This window comes from Vibrio sp. V12_P9A6T4 (assembly GCF_963874835.1).
GTDB classification, from domain to species: domain Bacteria; phylum Pseudomonadota; class Gammaproteobacteria; order Enterobacterales; family Vibrionaceae; genus Vibrio; species Vibrio anguillarum.
Map to the genome: position 1 here is coordinate 123851 of NZ_CAWNJO010000049.1, position 22760 is coordinate 146610.

The following is a 22760-nucleotide window of genomic DNA, read 5'->3' on the forward strand; positions in this document are numbered from 1 at the left end:
GTCCCAAAACAGGGGGGGGGCAAAAAGAGTTATCTCTGCGATTTATCGAATAAAAGCCTTCACCCTGTTAATTATTTGCACCATGACCTCAACTAAGGTGGGTATATGTCAAATCAATCGGTATCCAACGTAGCTCATTATCGTGATGCAAGGTATAATTCGCCAATTCAGCCACCATTTTGTAAGAAGTATGGAAAACTTAATCGCAATAGTCGCCACTATTTTGTATTTTTTATCCATAGCGACCATTATTCCAGGCTTAGTTAATCAAACTGGGATTCGTGCGCAGACAGTATTGTTCAGTTCAGCACTGGCGCTGGCTTTTCATGCGTGGTTACTGAGTGATTTAATCTTCAACGCTAATGGGCAAAACCTCAGCATGCTCAATGTGGCATCATTGATCAGCTTTATCATCTCACTGGTGATGAGCATTGCGATGTTAAAAACGCGCTTGTGGTTTCTGTTGCCGGTGGTGTATAGCTTCGCCGCGATCAACGTCAGCGCCGCCTCATTTCTTCCCAGCATGTTCATGACTCACTTAGAAAACAATCCACCACTGTTGTTGCATATTTCTCTAGCACTATTTTCGTATTCAACCCTTTCGATTGGCGCACTCTACGCTTTGCAATTGGCTTGGCTGGACCACAAGCTAAAGAAAAAGAAGATGCTAACCATCAACCCAAATTTACCACCACTACTGATGGTAGAAAGGCAACTGTTTAAAATCATCTTGATAGGTAACGTATTACTTACTGGTACCTTGATTACTGGTTTTGATTTTGTCGGTGATATGTTTGCTCAAGGCAAAGCGCATAAAGGCATTTTGTCTTTCATTGCTTGGGTTGTCTATTCTGTATTGTTGTGGGGACATTACCGAAAAGGTTGGCGCGGTAGAAAAGTGACTTGGTTTGCTGTCGCTGGTGCAACCTTACTCACACTGGCCTACTTTGGTAGCCGTTTTGTAAAAGAAATCATTTTGAGCTAACTCAACACGTTTGATAGCGTATTGACACATTCATTTAATTAGATCATTACTTAATCACACTATTTTATAAGGAAACACCACGTTTTGGACGACATTTCAACGGGTATATTGTTTGCACTACTCGCGGGTCTCATCGTAATTTCGGCTTATTTTTCAGGTTCAGAAACCGGCATGATGTCTTTGAACCGCTACCGCTTAAAGCACTTGGCCAATACCGGCCACAAAGGTGCAAAGCGTGTTGAAAAACTGCTTGATCGTCCAGATCGCCTCATTGGTTTGATCCTCATTGGCAACAACCTAGTCAATATTTTAGCTTCTGCAATTGCCACTATTATTGGTATGCGCCTTTATGGGGATCTAGGAGTGGCCATTGCCACTGGTGCGCTGACGTTGGTCGTTCTGGTTTTTGCTGAAGTGACGCCAAAAACATTAGCAGCGCTTTACCCTGAACGCGTCTCTTACGCCAGCAGCATCTTACTGACCTTCTTAATGAAGATATTGTCACCATTGGTGATGTTCATTAACTTCATCACCAATGGTTTCATCCGCTTACTAGGCCTTAAGGCCAAGCATGGGGCGGAGGATCATCTAAGCTCTGAAGAGTTGAGAACCGTCGTCAACGAAGCGGGTGGCCTTATTCCTCGTCGCCACCAAGATATGCTGCTTTCCATTCTCGATCTCGAACATGTTACGGTGAACGACATCATGATCCCACGTAACGAAATTACTGGTATCAATATTAACGATGATTGGAAATCTATCGTGCGTCAGTTAACTCACTCGCCACACGGACGCGTGGTGCTTTACCGAGACAAAATTGATGAAGCGGTGGGCATATTGCGCCTTCGTGATGCTTCTCGTTTGATGTTGGAAAAAAAAGAGTTCAATAAAGAGATGATTTTACGTGCCGCTGATGAAGTCTACTTCATCCCGGAAGGCACACCGCTCAACGTACAATTACTTAAATTCCAACGCAACAAAGAGCGGATTGGCCTGATCGTTGATGAATACGGTGATATTAATGGCTTGATCACTGTTGAAGATATTCTCGAAGAGATTGTGGGGGAATTCACCACCTCAATGGCACCAAGCTTAGCCGATGAAATTACACCACAAAGTGATGGCAGCTTCTTGATTGATGGCAGCGCAAATATCCGTGACATTAACAAAGGGCTGAAGTGGAAACTGCCAACGACGGGCCCAAGAACCTTAAACGGTTTACTTTTGGAGCACCTTGAAGATATTCCAAGTAGCCATTTAAGTGTCAAAGTCTCTGGTCATGCGATGGAGATTGTGGATGTAGAAGAAAACCGCATTAAGCAGGTTAAAGTCTTTCCACGCAAAACCAAAAAACATTAATCGCCAGTCACTGCATAAAAGAAAGAAAAAAAGCTTGGTCACTGCCAAGCTTTTTGTTTTTAAAGGGCCAGATCTGGCGATCTTTAATCCACTTTCAGCTCTTTGAGCATCGACTCAGGTAAAGCAAGCTCATCATTTTTATTCACCGCAATACCTGCCGTGATAATCGCTTGAGCAATCTCTTTAGCTTCTGTTAACGAGTGCATTGAGGCTGTACCACATTGGTATTCGTTTAGTTCAGGGATCTGATCTTGGCTCTCTACTTTTAGCACATCATGCATCGCCGCTAACCACGCTTGCGCCACTTGCGCTTCTGTTGGCGCGCCAATCAAACTCATGTAAAAACCTGTGCGGCAGCCCATAGGTGAGATGTCGATGATTTCTACGTCATGACCATTTAAGTGCGCGCGCATAAAGCCAGCATATAAATGTTCTAAAGTGTGGATCCCTTTTTCTGAAAGAATATCTTTGTTTGGAGCAGTAAAACGGAGATCAAATACGGTGATTGTATCCCCTTTAGGCGTCTGCATATTTTTTGCCACACGTACCGCAGGCGCATGCATACGAGTGTGATCTACAGTAAAACTGTCGAGTAATGGCATTGCTTTCTCCTTATTTGGCAAAGAGCGATGCTCTGCCTATCAATGTTAGATTATGATCGAGAGATCATTTTAGGTACGAAAAATAGCTTTCAAGAAATTCTTCAAAACTTTGAGTATCGTGTTGTTCTATCTGTTGCTGAGCGGCTCGAGAACGCAGCACTTCCTCTTCCATCACAGACTCAGAATAAGTTTGATAGTGATGTGCCAGGTTGGCTTGTCGGTATTCGGCTCCTAATGCACAACCTACCTTACCGAGCCCTCCAAACTGTTTAGTCTGTTCAAGTAGTTGGGCGGAAAAGGTTAATTCTGGATTATCAATCCACGAGCTTAGTTTCTCGCATACGGCTTGGTATGCATTGCCACCACAAGCGCTATCCATTACTTGCGCTATTTTGCGTAAGTCATCGAATACATTATGCGCCCACGCTTGCAGCGTCAGTTTCTCTCCGCGACAGCCAATTTGTAACTCTAAACCCGGTTTACGACCTTCTAAAATCACTTTGTTCCAGTTATCTCGCCAACATGCCAGCTCACAATTGTCCATCGGATCTGAATCTGAAAGAGCGGTCCAAGTGAGGAACAGATCGAGAAAACGCACTTGATCTTCAGTAATACCAATCGGGCTAAACGGGTTTACGTCTAACGAACGCACTTCGATGTATTCGACTCCGCCTCTCTCTAACGCTTGTGACGGCTTTTCGTCATTTTTGGCCACACGCTTAGGACGGATCGGTGCATAGAGTTCGTTTTCTATCTGCAAAACATTGCTGTTGAGCTGACGATGTTCACCATCGACATACACGCCTAGTTCTGCAAACTCTTTTGATGGAGTGCGGATCGCCTGATTCAACCCTTCTAGATATTGATCCAAGCTATTAAAACCAATTTTCAAGCCACTTTGCGCGCTATTGGTATAACCTAAATCACTGAGGCGCAACGAGGTAGCATGAGGCAAATAAAGCGTTTTACCAATATTTTCAAATGGCAGATGGCTTTCACGTCCGCGCACAAACGATGAACATAACGCAGGTGATGCGCCAAAGAAATAGGGAATAAGCCAGCCAAAACGGTAGTAATTACGAATCACACCAAAATAGGCTTCCGATTTTGTCTCAGTACGCTGGGATTCAGTTTGCTCGCCATGCAAGGCATCCCAAAATGATTCTGGAAATGAAAAATTGAAATGTACGCCAGAAATGATCTGCATTAAGCTGCCGTAACGACGCTTTAAGCCTTCTCGATAAAGGGTTTTCATTTTACCCGTATTCGATGAACCATATTGCGCCAGTTCGATATCATCTTCGCTGCCAACATAACAAGGCATAGAAAGCGGCCACATCTTTTCGTCACCCAATTTGGTTTGAGCAAAATGGTGAATATCCGCCAGTTGTGAGAGTAAAGTCGGCACGTCATGAGAGACTGGTGTAATAAATTCAAGCAATGACTCCGCAAAATCAGTGGTGATCCAACGGTTGGTTAATGCGCTGCCGAGTGCTTCTGGATGAGGAGTCAGAGCTAACGAGCCTTCTGGGGTATAGCGTAACGTTTCACGCTCAACGCCTCGGCCAAACTGCTTAAACACTTCTGATTTTTTAGTGACTTGTTCAAGTCGTGCGGCAAAATTAGTCAAAATAATGATTCGCTTATAGGTGAATGATCCGAATGAAAGCGGCTCTAACTCAGCAAGAGAGTAGAATGGAGGCAAACAATCTGCCCCCTATAAATGTGTACTCTAGCGGATGATTTCAAGCTCTTCTACGGGAATATCTAATTTTTCAAGTTGTGGCTTCAACGTTTTCGCATCACCCACTACGATAATTTGATACTCTTGTGGTTCAAACCATTTAGCGGCGAGTTTATTGAGCGTTGATTTTTTTACGTTTTCTACCAGTTCATTTCGTTGCTGTAGGTAATCTTCATCCAAACTATAGGTCAAAATATTACTAAGCAACTGCGCTTTTTGTGATGGTGTTTCATACGTCAGTGCATCTTGTTGGCCGACAGCAAGGCGCATAAATTTTAGCTCTTGGTCGGTTAAGCCACTTTGACTGAATGTTGCCATCTCTTTTTCTATTTCAACGATTGAAGCTACGGTGGCATCAGCACGCACTTGAGCATTGAAAACAATAGCGCCCACTTCTCGATTGCTCGCGAAATAACTCCCAGCGCCATAGGTGTAGCCTTTATCTTCACGCAAATTCTGATTAATGCGGCTGTTAAAGTTGCCCGCTAAATTGAAGTTAGCCAGTTGGCTGAGAAAAAGCTCGCCAGTGGCATCGAAAGGCAACCCTTTTCGCACAAAACGGACGATGCTCTGCGGCGCATCAGGCTTATCAACCAGATATATCTTCCGCTCTGTCAGTGAGTTCACCACTTGGGGACGTAACAAAGGAGAAGCTTCACCGCGCCACTGCCCTAAAAAGGTTAACTGTTTAGCGACCTCTTTTTTGGAAATGTCGCCAACGACAACGATTTGCGTACCATGTGGCGTGTAATGTTTCGCATAAAAGCGTTTTACATCTTCTAATGTTAAATCGTTTAGTGATTGCTCAGTGCCTTCACTTGAACGCGCAAAAATAGAGTTGCCAAACAGTACTTGACGAGTAGCTTGTGAAGCAAGCCATCCCGGTGTTTGATGCTGATAAACCAACCCTTCCAGCATCTGCTGCTTCAGCCGTGTAAAATCACTCTCTTTGAAAGCAGGATGAAATAAAACTTCTTCAACCACATCCAATGTTGCTGCAACATTCTTCTTCAAACTAGAGACCATAATACTGGTCGAATACTCATTGGCAGTAACACTGATAGTCGAACCTAACGTGTCGAGTTGAGCTTGAATCGCTTCCACTGAGCGTCGAGTTGAGCCTTCTTCAAGTAGCGCCGCGGTTAAATTAGCTAACCCTTCTTTGCCACGCGCGGCATGTCGCTCTCCTGCTGGTAAATTGATATTAATTAGCACGGTCGGCGTTTCGCTGGTTTGTGTGGCTAATAACTCAATACCGTTATCAAAATAGAGTTCATACAGTGTCGGCATTTGTGCTTTCACACCTTTTGCTACAGAAGGCATGATTGAGCGATCAAATTGATCTTCAACCTGGCGATAAGCCAATTGATCTTCGGTTATCGTTTGATGCTCGGGCAGCACTCTTTTAGGGGGTACGAAATTGGCTTTTTGAACGGCAAGATCGGCTTTATGTTTAGGCACAACACTTAAGGTAACCTTATGTTGATGAGCAATGAAGCGCTGATAAGCCTGTTGAATTGACTCTGGGGTGACCGCATGAATCTGAGCTAATTGTTGCTCGAGGCGATCAGGCTGCCCATAAAACGTTTCGTTGGACGCAAGCTGCGTCACTTTTCCAGATACGCTTTGCAGCGCAAAGACCGCATTCGCTTCCGCCATACCGGTAATTTGATCAAGTCGACTCTGATCTACCCCTTGCTGTTCAAACTGACTGAGTGTTTGCATTAACTCTCGATACAAAGGAGCAAGCTGAGCCTTTTCATCCGAAGGGGCCATGGCATAAACATAGAAGGTACAAGCCAATTCGGCGCAATCTTGGAATGCACCCGCATTGACGGCTTTTTGAGTTTTGACCAACGCTTGGTAGAGATAACTATTGGTACCGCTGCCTAGCACTTTGGCAAGCGCATCTAGCGAGGCTTGACTTTGAGCACCGCTATATTCTGTCGGCCAGCCCACCACAACCATGGGTTGCTGAATGCGATCTTCCAAGGTAATGAAACGATCTTGCGCCAACTGGGCCGGCTGTTTAGGTGCGTTATCAACGGCTGGGCCTGCCGGTATGGTGCCAAAATATTGATTAACCCATTCAAGTGTTTGCTGAACATCAATATCGCCACCAATGGTCAGCACCGCATTATTCGGCCCATACCAACGTAAGAAAAACGCTTTAAGATCATTGACATCCACTCGGTCAAGATCTTCGACATAACCAATGGTTTGCCATGAATAAGGGTGTCCTTCGGCATACATCGCCTCCGCCATTTTTTCCCACATCAAGCCATAGGGGCGGTTGTCGTAGTTTTGTGCGCGTTCATTTTTTACTGTGTCACGTTGGATCTCAAATTTACGTTGAGAAACCGCGTTGAGCAAAAATCCCATCCGATCAGATTCGAGCCACAACACCTTTTCTAGCTGATTTGAAGGCACGGTTTGGTAATAATTAGTACGGTCACGGTTGGTACTCCCATTCATGGTTCCTCCCGCTTCGGTGATCAAACGAAAATGTTCTTGATCGCCAACGTGCTCCGTTCCTTGAAACATCATGTGTTCAAAGAAATGAGCAAACCCTGATTTTCCAACCTCTTCACGTGCCGAACCCACATGATAAGTGACATCGACATGCACTAAAGGATCTGAGTGATCCGGTGAGAGCACGACAGTAAGGCCATTATCGAGCTGATATTTTGCATAAGGGATCATCACTTTTCCCGGTTGAGCATCCACTTGCTCAATCAGCGTAACCCCTTTCGGTAATGATGAAAAAAAAGCGATAGGTGCGACCGTTGATGAACAGCCATAAATGGCAATAAGAGAAAGGGCACCTAGCCAAATTTTTCTCATAACAGCTCCTTAGAAAAAACCATAGAATACAGCGGCAAGCATGATGTAACGCAGTGCTTTGCCGATCAAAATAATGACAAAAGTAGGTAAAAATTTCATGCGTAGCCAACCTGCGGCCAAACAAAGCACATCACCCACCACAGGTAGCCAACTAAATAAGAGAGCCCAATAACCATATTTATTGAGCCAAGCTAACGCTTTATGACCGTGCTTTTCGCTTTCAGTTCGATTCGGCAACCAGATACCGAGCCAATAGTTAGTCAGACCGCCGAGGGTATTACCAGCGCTTGCAACGGCGATAACCCAAAATACGGGAAATTGATTCAGGCTTAATGTGGCGAATAAACTCGCTTCTGAGCTTCCCGGTAATAAGGTAGCACTGAGAAAACCACTAAAAAAAAGCACCCACAGCGCAGAGCCAGCAAACCAATACGAGAGCGGTTCCAAATAGGTGCTAAAAATGTCTAACATTTCATATCAAGAAGAACTTTGCCTCGAGTATGGCCTGTTTCAATCTGTTGATGAGCCGCAGCCACTTCCGCCATCGGATAAACAGCTTGAATTTCCGTTTTCAATAAGCCAACGCTGACCATATAAAGCATGGTATCAAGCTGTTCAGGATTAGGATCAACTAACATGCCTGTGGCTTCAAAACCAAGTAATTTTGCTTTTTCACAAATAAGCTCAGCACTTAGAGTCGGAACAGTAACGACACGCGCATGATCTTTCAAGCATTTCAAAGCGTCGAGAGCCGCATCACCCCCGACTAAATCAATCAGCACATCCACTTCTTCTAAACGCTGTGAAGCAGGAGCAAAATTGTAATTAATCGCATGAGCACCAAGAGTCGCTAAATAATCCAAATTTTGTTCGCTGCACGTGGTATACACTTCGGCTTTTGCTGCTAAAGCAATTTGTACCGCTAAGTGCCCGACACCACCGGCGCCCGCGAGGATCAATACGCGATCCCCCTCTTTCACTTGCGCTTTATTTAGGGCTTGCGCCGCCGTTTGCCCTGCCAGTGGCAGCACCGCTGCTGCTTCTAAGGTCACAGCATCAGGAACAAGGCTGAGTTCGCTTTCTGCCACACACAGGTATTGGCTGTAACCGCCACCACGCAACGGAAACCCAACAAAGCCCGCCACATTATCTCCAATTTGAAAGCGGCGATTATCTTCCCCCACCTCAACAACTTGTCCAGAAATATCGTAACCTGGCACCCATGGCAGCTTATCTTTGTTTTGCGCTGCAGCCCACCCCAGACCCGCCCGAGTTTTTACATCAATAGGGTTTACACCAGCAAAAGCCACTTTCACTAACACTTCGCCAGCTTTAGGTTGAGGAACGTCACTGGTTTGAATAACGAGCACCTCTGGTCCACCAAACTCAGTAATTGCGATCTGTTTATTATCCATGTCAAACTTCCCTATTGATAAAAAGAAAGGGATGCCTCAGCATCCCTTTGAATATATACCATTTTATTGCTTCTAGTTAATCTTTAGCTCGCAAAATAACCATCGGCTCGTCTAGGCTTAGCCAACAAGAGCAAGCAAAACGCCTGCTGCAACAGCAGAGCCCAGTACACCTGCTACATTTGGCCCCATGGCGTGCATCAGTAAGAAGTTCTGTGGATTAGCTTCAAGCCCCACTTTGTTCACTACTCGCGCCGCCATCGGTACCGCAGATACACCAGCAGCGCCAATAAGAGGGTTAATATCCTCTTTCGAGAATTTATTAAGCACTTTCGCCATCAACACACCACCAGCCGTACCAATACTGAAAGCAATAGCACCGAGCGCCAAAATACCTAATGTTTCCAAGTTCAAAAACTTATCAGCCTGCAGTTTAGAACCAACGCCTAAGCCTAAGAAGATAGTAACGATGTTGATCAGTTCATTTTGCGCTGTCTTGGATAGACGCTCAACCACACCCGATTCACGCATTAAATTACCTAGACAGAACATACCCACTAATGGCGTTGCTGACGGTAAAAATAGAATCGTCATCAATAGCACCGCCAAAGGAAACAGTATTTTTTCTGTCTTCCCAACGTGGCGTAGCTGAGCCATTTTGATTTTTCGCTCTTCAGGTGTTGTGAGTGCCTTCATAATCGGTGGCTGAATGATAGGGACTAATGCCATATAGCTATAAGCCGCCACAGCGATTGCACCTAATAAATCCGGCGATAATTTACTGGCAAGGAAAATAGCGGTTGGGCCATCGGCTCCACCAATGATGGCGATGGACGCAGCATCGGCCATGGTAAATTCCATACCCGGCACATAGTTGAGTAATATCGCACCAAACAGGGTGGCGAAAATACCAAACTGAGCGGCCGCACCTAGCCATAACGTTTTAGGGTTTGCAATCAATGCCCCGAAATCGGTCATCGCGCCCACACCCATAAAGATCAGCAGTGGAAAAACGCCCGTCTCAATACCAACATGATAAACGTAATAAAGCAGACCGCCGGGTTCGGTAAAACCCGCATTCGGAATATTCGCTAAAATCGCACCAAAGCCGATCGGCAATAACAGCAGTGGCTCAAAGCCTTTGCGAATAGCCAAAAACAGCAGTAAACAACCGACCAAAATCATGCAGATTTGGCCTAGCTGAAAATTAGCGATCCCTGTTTCAGACCATAAGGTCAATAATCCGTCCATGGTTCTCCCTTACGCTAAGCTCAGCAATGGTGCACCAACAGTCACAGCATCACCCTCTTTGACATGAAGATCTTGAACAATACCGCCACGTGCCGCACGGATCTCAGTTTCCATCTTCATCGCTTCCAGAATCACTAACACATCCCCTTCTAACACCTCAGAACCGGCTTGAACATTCACTTTAAAAATGTTGCCAGCGAGTGGTGAAGGAACCGCTTCTGCATTGTTACTTGCCGGCACGCTTGATGGCTGTGCTGCTTGAGACTGGCTGGCAGAAATCGAGCTAAGCTGGCCTTGTGGCCCCACTTCAACCGTGTAAATTTGCCCATCCACTTTAACACTGTAGGTTTCAATACCACCTTTTGTCACAACGGTAGCAGGTGTAGGTTTGGCTGACTCCAAGGTTGGCGCAGGCTCAAATGCATCCGGATTGTGACGATTTTTCAAGAACTTCAAACCGACTTGTGGAAACAATGCATAAGTCAGAACATCATCCACCGTATCTGTAGCTAATGAAATTCCCTCTGCTTTTGCCTTTTCAAGCAATTCAGTGGTCAACACGGCCATTTCTGCATCCAACAAATCGGCTGGACGGCAAGTGATCGGCGTAAGATTACCCAACACCTTGGCTTGCAACTCAGCATTCACTGGCGCAGGCGTTGCACCGTATTCACCTTTTAATACCCCTGCAGTTTCTTTCGTGATGCTCTTATAGCGCTCACCAGTCAGGACGTTGATCACCGCTTGTGTTCCCACGATTTGAGATGTTGGAGTCACAAGGGGAATGAAACCTAAATCTTTTCGCACACGAGGGATCTCTTCAAGAACCTCATCAAGGCGATCGGCCGCTCCTTGTTCTTTTAGTTGACCTTCCATATTAGTCAACATACCACCAGGAACCTGCGCAATAAGAATACGAGAATCGACACCTTTTAACTGCCCTTCCCATTTAGCGTATTTCTTACGCACTTCACGAAAATAAGTGGCAATCGGTTCAAGCTGTGTCAGGCTCAGGCCCGTATCACGCTCGGTTCCTTCAAGCATAGCGACCACTGTTTCGGTTGGTGTGTGCCCGTAAGTTTGGCTCATTGACGAGATAGCGGTATCCAAAATATCGATACCAGCCTCTACCGCTTTAACGGCTGTTGCCGCTGAAAGACCAGTCGTGGCATGACTGTGCAGCGCTAAAGGTACGGCACAAGAGGATTTAATACGGGTGATCAGATCTTCAGCTTCATACGGCTTGAGCAACCCAGACATATCTTTAATACACAAAGAGTGGCAGCCGAGATCTTCCAACCGCTTGGCAAGATCAACCCAAGTATCTGAATTATGAACAGGGCTAGTGGTGTAAGACAGTGTGCCCTGCGCGTGTGCGCCAACATCAATTGTCGCTTTGACCGCTTTTTCAAAATTGCGAACATCATTCATCGCATCAAAAATACGGAAAACATCCATACCATTCGCGTGAGCTCGTTCGACAAACTTTTCAACAACATCGTCAGCATAGTGGCGATAGCCTAGTAAATTCTGGCCGCGTAGCAACATTTGCATTGGGGTATTGGGCATCGCTTGCTTAAGCGAACGTAAACGCTCCCATGGATCTTCACCGAGAAAACGGATGCAAGCATCAAACGTTGCTCCTCCCCAAGTTTCCAGTGACCAATAACCGATCTTATCGAGCTCTGCTGCAATAGGCAGCATGTCTTCGATACGCATGCGCGTGGCAAATAGTGACTGATGGGCATCACGAAGGACCACATCCGTAATAGCTAGTGGTTTAGACATGCTCATAAACTCCTTTTCATCCTTTCTATGCTATTTAGCTAATGCGCGGTGCTGATGCACTGCTGCAGAAATTGCCGCCACAATTTGCGGGCTCACAGCTGAAGGGTTTGGTTGAACTTTTCGATGTTGAATCGGCGCTGCGATCGGTTGTGGTACTTCTTCCGGTACCAAGGTTGACATTAACCGAACGAGATAAACGAGAATAGTTAGAAAAATAAAGACTACAGCCATCCCCGTAATCATAAGGGTGGCGGCGTCAACTAATAGGCTTCCAATAGTAGTCATGTTGCTTCCTTTCTGTGTCATCCTGACAACAATTGCTACGCATTTTTACAAGTGCGATCTTGGCAAGTGGACTAGGATTATCTCGATTGGTTAATAATTGTCAATTTTGTTTAAGGGACTCTTGTAGATAACACACAAAATCGGCGAACAATTACTCACACAAATCACAAAACTCTGAATTTTCTCTATTAAGAAGGGCATTTAACTAGCCAATACGGCTACGTTAATCAAAAAATGATGCAGATACTGAGAGGGAGTTAAAACATTGCAGATTAACAAGATAAAACAAATAGTTGCCATTTTCAATTTAACAAAATAGCAACAAAAAACCAACATAAAAAAAGCCCCGCACAATGCGAGGCTTCTTAATAAATGGCGCGCTCAGGAGGATTCGAACCTCCGACCGCCTGGTTCGTAGCCAGGTACTCTATCCAGCTGAGCTATGAGCGCGCAAGGTTTTGATATTAATCAGCGATAATCGTTAACAATATCAGGGTCAATGACCCTTTGAATAAGTGGCGCGTCCTGGAGGATTCGAACCTCCGACCGCCTGGTTCGTAGCCAGGTACTCTATCCAGCTGAGCTAAGGACGCGCAGAGTTAATGAAAGTATCACTAACTTTAAATAAGTGGCGCGCTCAGGAGGATTCGAACCTCCGACCGCCTGGTTCGTAGCCAGGTACTCTATCCAGCTGAGCTATGAGCGCGCAAGGTTTTGATATTAATCAGCGATAATCGCTAACAGTATCAGGATCAGTGACCCTTTGAATAAGTGGCGCGTCCTGGAGGATTCGAACCTCCGACCGCCTGGTTCGTAGCCAGGTACTCTATCCAGCTGAGCTAAGGACGCGCAGAGTTAATGACAGTATCACTAACTTTAAATAAGTGGCGCGCTCAGGAGGATTCGAACCTCCGACCGCCTGGTTCGTAGCCAGGTACTCTATCCAGCTGAGCTATGAGCGCGCAAGATGTGAATTACATCACAAAAATTTTATTTCTGAACAAAAAAATTGACTCATGGTCAATAAATGGCGGTGAGGGAGGGATTCGAACCCTCGATACGGCTATAAACCGTATACTCCCTTAGCAGGGGAGCGCCTTCGGCCTCTCGGCCACCTCACCGCATTTTCACATTCAATCTTACGAAAGAATATGGCGCGTCCTGGAGGATTCGAACCTCCGACCGCCTGGTTCGTAGCCAGGTACTCTATCCAGCTGAGCTAAGGACGCACATTGTTCTTTATTTGGATGCTAAACCAAATAAGCAAGAATGGCGGTGAGGGAGGGATTCGAACCCTCGATACGGCTATAAACCGTATACTCCCTTAGCAGGGGAGCGCCTTCGGCCTCCCGGCCACCTCACCGTCTTGCNTTACGAAAGAATATGGCGCGTCCTGGAGGATTCGAACCTCCGACCGCCTGGTTCGTAGCCAGGTACTCTATCCAGCTGAGCTAAGGACGCACATTGTTCTTTATTTGGATGCTAAACCAAATAAGCAAGAATGGCGGTGAGGGAGGGATTCGAACCCTCGATACGGCTATAAACCGTATACTCCCTTAGCAGGGGAGCGCCTTCGGCCTCTCGGCCACCTCACCGTCTTGCGGAGGCACATATTACTTTTTACCAAAAATATGTCAAACACTTTCTTGGTAAAAGCGACAAAAATCAAATCAACCGTTGGCTATTTAATCAAAGCGCTGTGAAATTAAACTTTTCTGTCATATCAGTGACTTCAAAGCATAAAAAAGGCCAGCAAAATTCGCTAGCCTTCCTTGTGATAATTAGTAGTTGCTAGGTGCAACACTACCATTACCTTTTTCAGCTTGAATGCGCATGTAGATTTCTTCACGGTGGACAGAAACCTCTTTCGGTGCATTCACACCGATACGCACTTGGTTACCTTTTACACCAAGAACTGTTACTGTCACTTCATCACCGATCATTAGTGTTTCGCCAACGCGGCGAGTCAAAATTAGCATTCTTTGCTCCTTGAGTAATCTCTGTATTATATTGCAACTGCGCTATTATCCACTAAAAGTTATATTTTCGTAAACTATCTATTAGTGCGCTCTCACCCTAAAGATGCATGTTTTAGGTGAGAAGCTAACAGCTCATCTGACCCTATATAGGCCTCATGTAAAATATTGGCTGCTTTATCAACATGTTGTGGCTGCATAACCAGCATTAACGATTGTTTATCAACCGAAAGAGAACTTACTTCTATTCCTTGTTCTGCCAGTAATTCACATGAGCGCTCAACTAATTCCTGAGCCAGCAAACCTACCGTGGTCAATAAACTAACGGGTTCACTATTACGGATTTTGTCATTGAAAACCAGAGCTAATTTAGCACAAGCGTCTCGTTTTATAATGACACCTGTCCATTCTGCCTCTTCGATCACACTCCACACTTCCACACCGAGCATTTGGCACTGCTTGGCTAAACTCGGGAAATGATCATGTTGCACAGTAATAAGCGCCATATCGCGTTGAATCGCAATGCCACATACTGCTTTATGACACTGCTCACCTTTGATTAGACTGCCTGCGTTTACATCAAAAGTAGACAGTACGCGTAAAGGAACTTCATTTTCCCACGCATATTGCACACAAGGTAAATGCAGAACTTTAGCGCCTTTACGTGCCATTTCTTCCATTGACGGGAAATCAACGATCTCTAATTTTTGAGCCGTTGCAACCACACGTGGATCACATGTGTAAACACCATCCACATCAGTGAATATTTGACACTCATCGGCTTTAAGAGCTCCCGCTAGCGTCACAGCGCTAGTATCAGAACCTCCACGTCCTAAAGTGGTGATATCCCCATTCTCATTCACACCCTGAAAACCCGCTACCACCACAATATGATCTTGTGCCAGCAACTCGGTAATCGTTCGAGTATCAATCATTTTAATCGTCGCGTCATTGTGTTGATTATCGGTCACAATGTTCGCTTGAGCTCCGGTTAGTGAGCGAGCTGAATAGCCTAATTTATTGAGTGTCATCGCTAATAGCGCCATAGACACTTGCTCACCAGCAGAGAGCAAAACATCAAGTTCCCTTGCAGTTGGTACACTATCGATTTGTTGTGCTAAGCCCAACAGTCGATTGGTTTCTCCTGACATTGCAGAAACAACTACAACCACTTGATTACCATCATTCTTCGCCTTAATGATGTGTTCAGCGACGGTATGGATTCGTTCTATTGAACCCACCGAGGTTCCGCCAAACTTTTGCACGATAAGGGGCTTTTTCACCTATCTTCACCTTCCCAAGACCAAAGTCTCATTAGGACCAAATCGAAAGCAGAGCACTATGTTGAGTATCGATTCAGTAGTTACAAAAACAAAACCAAGCAGATAACTGGCTCGTATCCTATTGCGCCAATTAGACCACTTGGTTTGGTAAATAAAATTACGCCCAATCAAAAAACAGTGATTGAGCGTGACTTATTACAGCGGTTTATAGATGCTCAGCAATCCAAGCATCTACTGAAGCTAAAGCGCCAGGCAAGGCATTAACATCCGTACCTCCCGCTTGAGCCATATCCGGACGGCCGCCACCTTTACCACCCACTTGCAAGGCAACCATATTGACCAGCTCCCCTGCTTTAACTTTGGCGGTAAGATCTTTGGTCACACCCGCAATCAAACCCACTTTATCATCAGCCACATTACCCAGCATGATAATGCCACTGCCTAACTGATTTTTTAGCTCATCAACCATACCACGCAGCGCTTTGTTATCAGCGCCATTAAGTTGAGCAACTAGCACTTTCACACCCGCAATTTCTTTTACATTGCTGATCAGATTGGCACTTTCTTTCGCTGCAAGTTTATCTTTTAACTGCTGCAACTCTTTTTCCAAAGATTTCGCTTTAGCCGCCATTTCAGCCACTTTGACTTCATATTGAGCCTGCTGTTGATCCAATAGATCCAGCGCGCCTTCACCCGTCACCGCTTCAATACGACGAATGCCAGCGGCAATACCGCCTTCAGAAACTATTTTGAATAGGCCGATGTCACCGGTGTTACTTGCGTGAATACCACCACACAGTTCGGTTGAGAAATCCCCCATCGACAATACACGAACTTCATCGTCGTATTTTTCACCAAACAGTGCCATAGCACCTTTGGCTTTTGCCGCTTCGATGTCCATAATATTGGTTTCAATCGTGTGGTTACGGCGAATTTGCGCGTTCACTAGACGTTCCACTTCTTTTAGCTCTACGGGCGTCATTGCTTCTAAATGAGAGAAGTCAAAACGCAAGCTTTCCGCTTTTACCAATGAGCCTTTTTGCGCCACGTGCGAACCTAATACTTGGCGAAGTGCAGCATGCAACAAATGTGTGGCGGAGTGGTTCAGTGAAATTGCAGCGCGGCGCTTAGCATCAACAATGGCTTTCGCTTCATCGCCTTTGGCGAGTACGCCCTCGATGAGTTCACCGTGATGAGCAATGGCGTTGCCGAGTTTTTGTGTATCTTCAACTTTAAACAAGCCCGTGGCCGTTTGAATAACACCCGCATCGCCACATTGACCACCGGATTCAGCGTAGAAAGGTGTTTCGCCCAAGATCAAAATCGCTTTATCACCCGCAGATAGAGTGTCAACTTCATTGCCGTCAACAAACATAGCGGCAATGCGGCTCTCGCCTTTTGTCGCGCTGTAGCCACAGAAAGCGGTATTGGTATCAACTTTAATGATTGCATTGTAGTCAGTGCCAAATTGGCCCGCTTCACGCGCTCGTTGACGCTGCTCTTCCATCGCTTTTTCGAAACCTAGTTCGTCAATGGTCAGCTCACGTTCACGTGCAACATCATTAGTTAAATCAGCCGGAAAACCGTAGGTATCGTAAAGTTTAAAGACAGTTTCACCATCCAGTACGCTACCCTCTAAATTATCGAGTGCATCATTGAGGATCGCCATACCGCGTTCAAGAGTGCGACCGAAGTTCTCTTCTTCAATGCGCAGCACTTTTTCTACAAGCGCTTGCTGCTTTTTCAGTTCTTCACCAGCCGTTCCCATCACTTGTGCTAATGGGCCAACCAATTTGTGGAAGAAGGCACCTTGTGCGCCCAATTTATTACCATGACGCACCGCTCGACGAATAATCCGACGCAGTACATAGCCACGGCCTTCATTCGATGGCATCACACCATCCACAATCAAGAAAGCACAAGAACGGATGTGATCAGCAACAACGCGTAGCGATTGATTGGAAAGATCGTCATAACCCGTTACATCAGCGGCGGCTTTAATCAAGGCTTGAAACACATCAATTTCATAGTTTGAGTGAACACCCTGCATGATCGCAGAAATACGTTCAATACCCATACCGGTATCAACGGAAGGTTTTGGAAGTGGCTCCATCGTGCCATCGGCATGACGGTTAAACTGCATGAATACGTTGTTCCAAATTTCAATGAAACGATCGCCATCTTCCTCTGCCGAACCTGGAGGACCACCCCAGATATGATCGCCATGATCGTAGAAAATTTCAGTACAAGGACCACACGGACCCGTATCACCCATTTGCCAGAAGTTGTCTGACTCATAAGCTTTACCACCCGGTTTATCGCCAATGCGAATAATGCGCTCAGCCGGAATGCCTACTTTTTTGTTCCAGATATCAAATGCTTCATCATCGGTTTCATACACGGTAACCAGTAGACGATCAGCGGGCAACTTGAGTGTTACAGTAAGAAACTCCCACGCGTATGCGATAGCGTCTTCTTTGAAGTAATCGCCAAAGCTGAAGTTACCCAACATTTCAAAAAAGGTATGGTGACGAGCGGTAAAACCAACGTTTTCCAGATCGTTATGCTTACCACCAGCTCGCACACAACGTTGAGCCGTTGTTGCACGTGTATAAGCACGCTTTTCTAAACCAAGAAAACAATCTTTAAATTGGTTCATTCCTGCATTTGTGAACAACAGGGTTGGGTCATTAGCGGGGACTAATGATGAACTATCAACAATTTGGTGTCCTTTACTTTCAAAGAACGAGAGGAACGCGCGGCGAACCTCATCAGTGCTCATAAACATGCAGCTCTTCCTGAAATACTCAAGTTAGAATTTTGCGTTATTGTAAAGCATGGACAAGAGTTCGACTAGTTTTCTTATAGAAAAGGCATGGCAGGAAATAAATTGCGGATCAGACGAAGAGTTAAGCTTCCGATGATGATAAAGCGTAGCTAATTTGCTCGAAGCTAAAGCCTCGATACTGCAAAAAACGCACTTGTTTGGCATGTTCTTTTGAACCTTTTTCCGCAGGTTCTCTGAATTTTTTTTCAGCCACCGCTTTTGCCAATTCAAACCAATCTTGAGGCTCTTGATGTAAAGCGGTTTCAATATCATCGCTATTGACTCTTTTTTGGCTCAGCTCTTGTCGAATACGCCGCTCACCATGACCTTTAGTGACATGTTGTCTTATTTGACTTGCGGCATAGCGCAGTTCATCCAAATAATGGTTCTCAAGGCAGTAACTCATGGTTTGAACGATAATTTCCGAATCATACCCTTTACTCATGAGCTTTTGCTGTAGCTCATGCTCGCTGTGATCTCGTCGGCTCAGTAATTGCAATGCGCACTCTTTGCACGATAACGTCGATTTGAATTTAGAGGAATACATACTGTCCCTATTAGTCATGGATAAAACAAAGCCCTGCATTGCAGGGCTTTGTTGAAATATAAACATGGAGAAGATTACAACTCTTCTTCTTGAGGCATTTCGCTCAAAATAGGTTCTTCAACAATTAACTCGGCTGGATTGAGCAGCATTTCACGTAACTTAGTATCAAGAGCCATAGCTGCAGCTGGATTCTCTCTCAAGAATTTACAAGCGTTTGCTTTACCTTGACCAATTTTATCACCGTTATAGCTATACCAAGCGCCCGCTTTCTCAACCAATTTATGTTTCACGCCAAGATCAACCAATTCACCTTCACGGTTAAAACCTTGTCCGTAAAGAATTTGAGTATCCGCTTGTTTAAAGGGAGCCGCGATTTTGTTCTTAACCACTTTAATACGCGTTTCATTACCCACGACTTCGTCACCCTCTTTAATAGAGCCTGTACGACGAATATCTAAACGAACTGAAGCGTAGAATTTAAGGGCATTACCACCTGTTGTGGTTTCAGGGTTACCAAACATCACACCAATTTTCATACGGATCTGGTTGATGAAGATACACATGCAGTTGGACTGTTTTAGGTTACCCGTTAACTTACGCATCGCTTGAGAAAGCATACGGGCTTGTAGACCCATGTGGCTATCGCCCATTTCACCTTCAATTTCAGCTTTTGGTGTCAGTGCAGCCACAGAGTCAATGACGATAACATCAATGGCACCAGAACGGGCCAAGGCATCACAAATTTCAAGCGCTTGTTCGCCCGTATCAGGTTGTGAAACCAACAGCTCATCGATGTTTACACCCAGTTTTTTAGCATAAATTGGGTCAAGGGCATGTTCTGCATCGATAAAAGCACAGGTTTTACCCACTCGTTGTGCTGCTGCGATCAATTCCAGCGTTAACGTTGTTTTTCCTGATGATTCAGGGCCGTAGACTTCAACGATACGTCCCATTGGTAAACCGCCAGCACCCAATGCAATATCCAAAGAAAGTGAACCGGTAGAAATGGTTTCAACATCCATTGTACGGTTGTCACCAAGGCGCATGATCGAACCTTTACCAAATTGCTTTTCAATTTGACCCAGTGCTGCGGCTAGCGCCTTCTGCTTATTTTCGTCCATTACTTTCTCCAAACTGTCGCTGTGGGTAGCGGCTCGTTAAATTTTTTATCGACTCTTTAGTCGCCAATTGGGGTTAATTATACTGTTGATTCATACAGTGTCTATAGCTGTGTCGAAAAAATTTCGACTAGGTTCAATTTGGCTGCGATAAAAAGTGACTCACCACTTGTAATGCATGAGTAATCGCCTGCTTGCGCACCTGTGCGCGATCGCCTTTAAAACAAAGCGTCTCAGCACGTTCCCAGCCTTGCTTAGAAGCCCATGCAAAGCATACGGTTCCCACTGGTTTTTCTGCGCTACCGCCGTCAGGACCAGCAATACCACTGATCGCTACACCAATAGTGGCTTGGGAATGCAAAAGTGCTCCTTGTACCATTTCGCGCACAACGGGTTCTGAAACCGCGCCAAAATCCACCAGTGTCTGTGCTTTGACACCGAGCATCTCTTGTTTAGCGAGATTACTGTAGGTCACAAATGACCGTTCAAACCAAGCCGAACTTCCTGCAACCTCGGTAAGTGCAAATGCCACACCACCACCAGTGCATGATTCAGCACTGGTGAGGATCTCTTTTTGTGCTAACAATTGCTGACCTAATTGCTCACTTAATGCAAAAATCGCTTTCATTACGCCCTCTCCAAAGCCACGTTATTTTCGCTTGAACCTTTATAGCAGATTGAATCATCAGAAAACAGAATGGGCACGCAAGCGTGCCCATTCTGAATCGTTCGTCCGTTGTATTTAGATCTCAAACATTAAACTATCTGCGTCTAAGAATGGCCAACGAATGGTGTGCGGAGTGCTGCTCTCCCCACCAAAAAAGTAGCCCACTTGTGGTGTAGCAAAGGTTTTGTCGCCTCGTGTGAGTGGTTGTTCACTCAATGCTCTATGGGTTAATTTTGCTTCCCATAATTGCTCACTCTCCCAGCCGACTGGCGCGAGTTCCACTCGCACTTCCGCGCCAACAGGATTGACAGAGACCACTTCAAAAGGCAATGAAGCTTGGCTATTTTGTTTGTTCGATAGGCTCAACTCATGGCTGCGCACATACAACTTTCCTGATTGATTAATCGCGTGATCTTTCGGCGGTAAGATAAACGATTGACCATTGACCCACTGCTCGTTATTCCAGTTGGCTTGGAAGACATTCACATTGCCAAAAAAATCAAAGACAAAGCGACTGTTCGGTTGAGCATAAAGCTGCACTGGCGAGTCGATCTGTTCGATGCGGCCATTGCTCATCACGACCACGCGATCAGAGAGTTCAAGTGCTTCATCTTGATCGTGGGTGACAAATACGCTCGTAAAACCGAGCTCTTCGTGCAAGCTGCGCAACCAGCGGCGCAATTCTTTACGCACTTTGGCATCCAGTGCGCCAAAAGGCTCATCCAGCAGTAGTACTTCCGGCTTTGTTGCAAGAGCGCGAGCCAAGGCAATGCGCTGCTTTTGCCCGCCGGACAGTTGTTCAGGATAGCGCTCAGCTAAATGGCCAAGTTGCACAATATCCAATAGCTGTTTGACTCTTTTGGTGATTTCCGCCGCCGCTGGTCTATGACGGCGATCCATCACTTGCAAACCAAACGCGACATTGTCGGCCACCGTCATATGACGAAAAAGTGCGTAGTTTTGAAACACAAAGCCAACTCGGCGCTCGCGGACGTGGACATGAGTCACATCGCGATCTCTAAAATGAATGGTTCCGCTATCGGCTCCTTCAAGGCCGGCAATAATGCGCAACAAAGTGGTTTTGCCTGAGCCTGAAGGACCAAGTAAGCCAATCATCTCGCCATCATCAATCTGTAACGAGAGCGGAGAGAGCGCTTGAAATTGACCAAATTGTTTGGAAATGTTGTCTAAACGTATACTCATACCGTCTCTTGCTCTCTGTTCGTTTTTGTCTGATTGTTGTGTTGACGCCATTCAACATAAGCTTTAAAAACTAAGGTTAATAATGCAATGAAAGCCAATAGCGAGGCGCTAGCAAACGCCGCTTCCGATTGATAATCTTCATACAGTAGCTGCACATGTAGCGGTAAGGTATTGGTTTCACCACGAATATTGCCCGACACAACCGCTACTGCGCCAAATTCACCAATGGCACGCGCATTGGTTAAGATGACACCGTAAATCAGTGCCCACTTTATATTTGGTAAGGTGACGCGACGAAACAGTTGCCACCAAGATGCCCCCAAAATAACCGCCGCTTCTTCATCCGATCGGCCTTGCTGCTGCATCAGCGGGATCAGCTCACGCGCGACAAACGGGCAAGTCACAAAAACCGTGACCAATAAAATTCCCGGCCAAGCAAACATCACTTGCAGATCGCGCTCAAACAACCACTCGCCTAACCAACCGCTGCTGCCGTAAAGCAGTAAATACAGAAGGCCTGCAACAACCGGTGATACGGCAAACGGAATATCAATTAAAGTGGTTAATATTTTTCTACCCGGAAATTCAAAACGAGTCACTGCCCAAGCCAATAACACGCCGAACACTAAGTTAATTGGCACCGTGAGTAGCGCAACTAGTAGCGTTAAACCAATGGCATGACGCGTATCGGGTTCAATTAAATGACTAATATAAGTCGATAAACCACTGGCAAAAGCTTGTTTGAAAATGCTCACTAGCGGAATAATCAGCAACAATGCAACCCAAAACAGCGCAAAGCCAATCAAACTCCACTTCACCCAAGGTGCTTCACCGACTCGTAACGGTTGATGTACTTTCATCATCGGTTC

The 22760-nt window shown here is 45.6% G+C and carries 18 protein-coding genes and 10 tRNA genes; 2 read left to right on the top strand and 26 right to left on the bottom strand.

Annotation, left to right across the window (positions count from 1 at the left end):
- Positions 1-190 precede the first annotated feature (190 nt).
- Together AACQ42_RS07740 and AACQ42_RS07745 are read left to right on the top strand one after the other, a co-directional pair.
- Positions 191-985 carry a cytochrome C assembly family protein gene (locus AACQ42_RS07740; RefSeq protein ID WP_026028540.1) on the top strand — a complete coding sequence of 265 codons (795 nt, stop codon included), beginning with the start codon at positions 191-193 and terminating at the stop codon, positions 983-985.
- An 84-nt stretch (positions 986-1069) separates the two neighbouring features.
- The gene (locus tag AACQ42_RS07745) at positions 1070-2344 is read left to right on the top strand and encodes an HlyC/CorC family transporter (RefSeq protein WP_017046996.1); all 1275 of its coding nucleotides are present in this window, start codon (positions 1070-1072) and stop codon (positions 2342-2344) included.
- Positions 2345-2427: 83 nt separating this feature from the next.
- Here the strand turns inward: AACQ42_RS07745 and luxS are convergent, their stop codons facing one another.
- From luxS to cysW, 26 genes are all read right to left on the bottom strand, one after another.
- Complete coding sequence (gene luxS / locus AACQ42_RS07750; protein ID WP_010319518.1) at positions 2428-2946, bottom strand: S-ribosylhomocysteine lyase; 519 nt, start codon at positions 2944-2946, stop codon at positions 2428-2430.
- A gap of 64 nt (positions 2947-3010) precedes the next feature.
- Positions 3011-4576, bottom strand: a complete 1566-nt coding sequence (gene gshA / locus AACQ42_RS07755; protein WP_094165898.1) for a glutamate--cysteine ligase — start codon at positions 4574-4576, stop codon at positions 3011-3013.
- A 102-nt stretch (positions 4577-4678) separates the two neighbouring features.
- Positions 4679-7534, bottom strand: a complete 2856-nt coding sequence (locus tag AACQ42_RS07760) for a M16 family metallopeptidase (protein WP_094165887.1) — start codon at positions 7532-7534, stop codon at positions 4679-4681.
- Positions 7535-7543: 9 nt separating this feature from the next.
- Positions 7544-8005, bottom strand: a complete 462-nt coding sequence (locus AACQ42_RS07765) for a YqaA family protein (protein ID WP_013857698.1) — start codon at positions 8003-8005, stop codon at positions 7544-7546.
- The gene (locus tag AACQ42_RS07770) at positions 7999-8949 is read right to left on the bottom strand and encodes an NADP-dependent oxidoreductase (protein WP_017045772.1); all 951 of its coding nucleotides are present in this window, start codon (positions 8947-8949) and stop codon (positions 7999-8001) included. Before AACQ42_RS07770 ends, AACQ42_RS07765 begins: the two co-directional genes overlap by 7 nt.
- Before the next feature lie 117 nt (positions 8950-9066).
- On the bottom strand, positions 9067-10197 hold the full coding sequence (locus AACQ42_RS07775) for a sodium ion-translocating decarboxylase subunit beta (protein ID WP_013857700.1): 1131 nt from the start codon (positions 10195-10197) through the stop codon (positions 9067-9069).
- Positions 10198-10206: 9 nt separating this feature from the next.
- Positions 10207-11985: a sodium-extruding oxaloacetate decarboxylase subunit alpha gene (gene oadA, locus AACQ42_RS07780; RefSeq protein WP_094165888.1), complete on the bottom strand. Its 1779-nt coding sequence runs from the start codon at positions 11983-11985 to the stop codon at positions 10207-10209.
- 30 nt (positions 11986-12015) lie between these two features.
- Positions 12016-12270: an oxaloacetate decarboxylase subunit gamma gene (locus tag AACQ42_RS07785; RefSeq protein ID WP_029388148.1), complete on the bottom strand. Its 255-nt coding sequence runs from the start codon at positions 12268-12270 to the stop codon at positions 12016-12018.
- A 373-nt stretch (positions 12271-12643) separates the two neighbouring features.
- Positions 12644-12720 (bottom strand) — tRNA-Arg (locus tag AACQ42_RS07790).
- Between the two features lie 66 nt (positions 12721-12786).
- Positions 12787-12863, bottom strand: a tRNA-Arg gene (locus AACQ42_RS07795).
- A gap of 36 nt (positions 12864-12899) precedes the next feature.
- Positions 12900-12976, bottom strand: a tRNA-Arg gene (locus AACQ42_RS07800).
- Positions 12977-13042: 66 nt separating this feature from the next.
- A tRNA-Arg gene (locus AACQ42_RS07805) sits at positions 13043-13119 on the bottom strand.
- Positions 13120-13155: 36 nt separating this feature from the next.
- Positions 13156-13232 (bottom strand) — tRNA-Arg (locus AACQ42_RS07810).
- Between the two features lie 66 nt (positions 13233-13298).
- Positions 13299-13391 (bottom strand) — tRNA-Ser (locus tag AACQ42_RS07815).
- Between the two features lie 31 nt (positions 13392-13422).
- A tRNA-Arg gene (locus tag AACQ42_RS07820) sits at positions 13423-13499 on the bottom strand.
- A gap of 41 nt (positions 13500-13540) precedes the next feature.
- Positions 13541-13633: transfer RNA gene (locus tag AACQ42_RS07825), tRNA-Ser, on the bottom strand.
- Positions 13634-13654: 21 nt separating this feature from the next.
- Positions 13655-13731, bottom strand: a tRNA-Arg gene (locus AACQ42_RS07830).
- Positions 13732-13772: 41 nt separating this feature from the next.
- Positions 13773-13865 (bottom strand) — tRNA-Ser (locus tag AACQ42_RS07835).
- A 186-nt stretch (positions 13866-14051) separates the two neighbouring features.
- The gene (gene csrA, locus AACQ42_RS07840) at positions 14052-14249 is read right to left on the bottom strand and encodes a carbon storage regulator CsrA (RefSeq protein ID WP_010320440.1); all 198 of its coding nucleotides are present in this window, start codon (positions 14247-14249) and stop codon (positions 14052-14054) included.
- Positions 14250-14341: 92 nt separating this feature from the next.
- Positions 14342-15529: an aspartate kinase gene (locus AACQ42_RS07845; RefSeq protein WP_064624385.1), complete on the bottom strand. Its 1188-nt coding sequence runs from the start codon at positions 15527-15529 to the stop codon at positions 14342-14344.
- A 205-nt stretch (positions 15530-15734) separates the two neighbouring features.
- Positions 15735-18317: an alanine--tRNA ligase gene (alaS, locus tag AACQ42_RS07850; protein WP_094123532.1), complete on the bottom strand. Its 2583-nt coding sequence runs from the start codon at positions 18315-18317 to the stop codon at positions 15735-15737.
- 121 nt (positions 18318-18438) lie between these two features.
- Positions 18439-18942 (bottom strand): recombination regulator RecX, encoded by a 504-nt coding sequence (gene recX / locus AACQ42_RS07855; protein ID WP_094123545.1) that lies wholly within the window; start codon positions 18940-18942, stop codon positions 18439-18441.
- 35 nt (positions 18943-18977) lie between these two features.
- On the bottom strand, positions 18978-20024 hold the full coding sequence (gene recA / locus AACQ42_RS07860; RefSeq protein WP_010320444.1) for a recombinase RecA: 1047 nt from the start codon (positions 20022-20024) through the stop codon (positions 18978-18980).
- Between the two features lie 133 nt (positions 20025-20157).
- Entirely contained in the window at positions 20158-20649 is a 492-nt protein-coding gene (pncC, locus tag AACQ42_RS07865) for a nicotinamide-nucleotide amidase (RefSeq protein WP_013857707.1), read from the bottom strand.
- 114 nt (positions 20650-20763) lie between these two features.
- Positions 20764-21891, bottom strand: a complete 1128-nt coding sequence (locus tag AACQ42_RS07870; RefSeq protein WP_017043744.1) for a sulfate/molybdate ABC transporter ATP-binding protein — start codon at positions 21889-21891, stop codon at positions 20764-20766.
- Positions 21888-22751 carry a sulfate ABC transporter permease subunit CysW gene (cysW, locus tag AACQ42_RS07875; protein ID WP_010320447.1) on the bottom strand — a complete coding sequence of 288 codons (864 nt, stop codon included), beginning with the start codon at positions 22749-22751 and terminating at the stop codon, positions 21888-21890. Before cysW ends, AACQ42_RS07870 begins: the two co-directional genes overlap by 4 nt.
- Between the last annotated feature and the right edge of the window lie 9 nt (positions 22752-22760).

Bases quoted from the DNA above. Each gene is read 5' to 3' on its own strand.
- luxS (WP_010319518.1), bottom strand. From the start codon at position 2,946: ATGCCATTACTCGACAGTTTTACTGTAGATCACACTCGTATGCATGCG.
- alaS (WP_094123532.1), bottom strand. From the start codon at position 18,317: ATGTTTATGAGCACTGATGAGGTTCGCCGCGCGTTCCTCTCGTTCTTT.
- pncC (WP_013857707.1), bottom strand. From the start codon at position 20,649: ATGAAAGCGATTTTTGCATTAAGTGAGCAATTAGGTCAGCAATTGTTA.
- recA (WP_010320444.1), bottom strand. From the start codon at position 20,024: ATGGACGAAAATAAGCAGAAGGCGCTAGCCGCAGCACTGGGTCAAATT.
- AACQ42_RS07765 (WP_013857698.1), bottom strand. From the start codon at position 8,005: ATGTTAGACATTTTTAGCACCTATTTGGAACCGCTCTCGTATTGGTTT.
- AACQ42_RS07770 (WP_017045772.1), bottom strand. From the start codon at position 8,949: ATGGATAATAAACAGATCGCAATTACTGAGTTTGGTGGACCAGAGGTG.
- cysW (WP_010320447.1), bottom strand. From the start codon at position 22,751: ATGAAAGTACATCAACCGTTACGAGTCGGTGAAGCACCTTGGGTGAAG.
- csrA (WP_010320440.1), bottom strand. From the start codon at position 14,249: ATGCTAATTTTGACTCGCCGCGTTGGCGAAACACTAATGATCGGTGAT.
- oadA (WP_094165888.1), bottom strand. From the start codon at position 11,985: ATGTCTAAACCACTAGCTATTACGGATGTGGTCCTTCGTGATGCCCAT.
- AACQ42_RS07785 (WP_029388148.1), bottom strand. From the start codon at position 12,270: ATGACTACTATTGGAAGCCTATTAGTTGACGCCGCCACCCTTATGATT.
- AACQ42_RS07760 (WP_094165887.1), bottom strand. From the start codon at position 7,534: ATGAGAAAAATTTGGCTAGGTGCCCTTTCTCTTATTGCCATTTATGGC.
- AACQ42_RS07775 (WP_013857700.1), bottom strand. From the start codon at position 10,197: ATGGACGGATTATTGACCTTATGGTCTGAAACAGGGATCGCTAATTTT.
- recX (WP_094123545.1), bottom strand. From the start codon at position 18,942: ATGCAGGGCTTTGTTTTATCCATGACTAATAGGGACAGTATGTATTCC.
- AACQ42_RS07870 (WP_017043744.1), bottom strand. From the start codon at position 21,891: ATGAGTATACGTTTAGACAACATTTCCAAACAATTTGGTCAATTTCAA.
- AACQ42_RS07740 (WP_026028540.1), top strand. From the start codon at position 191: ATGGAAAACTTAATCGCAATAGTCGCCACTATTTTGTATTTTTTATCC.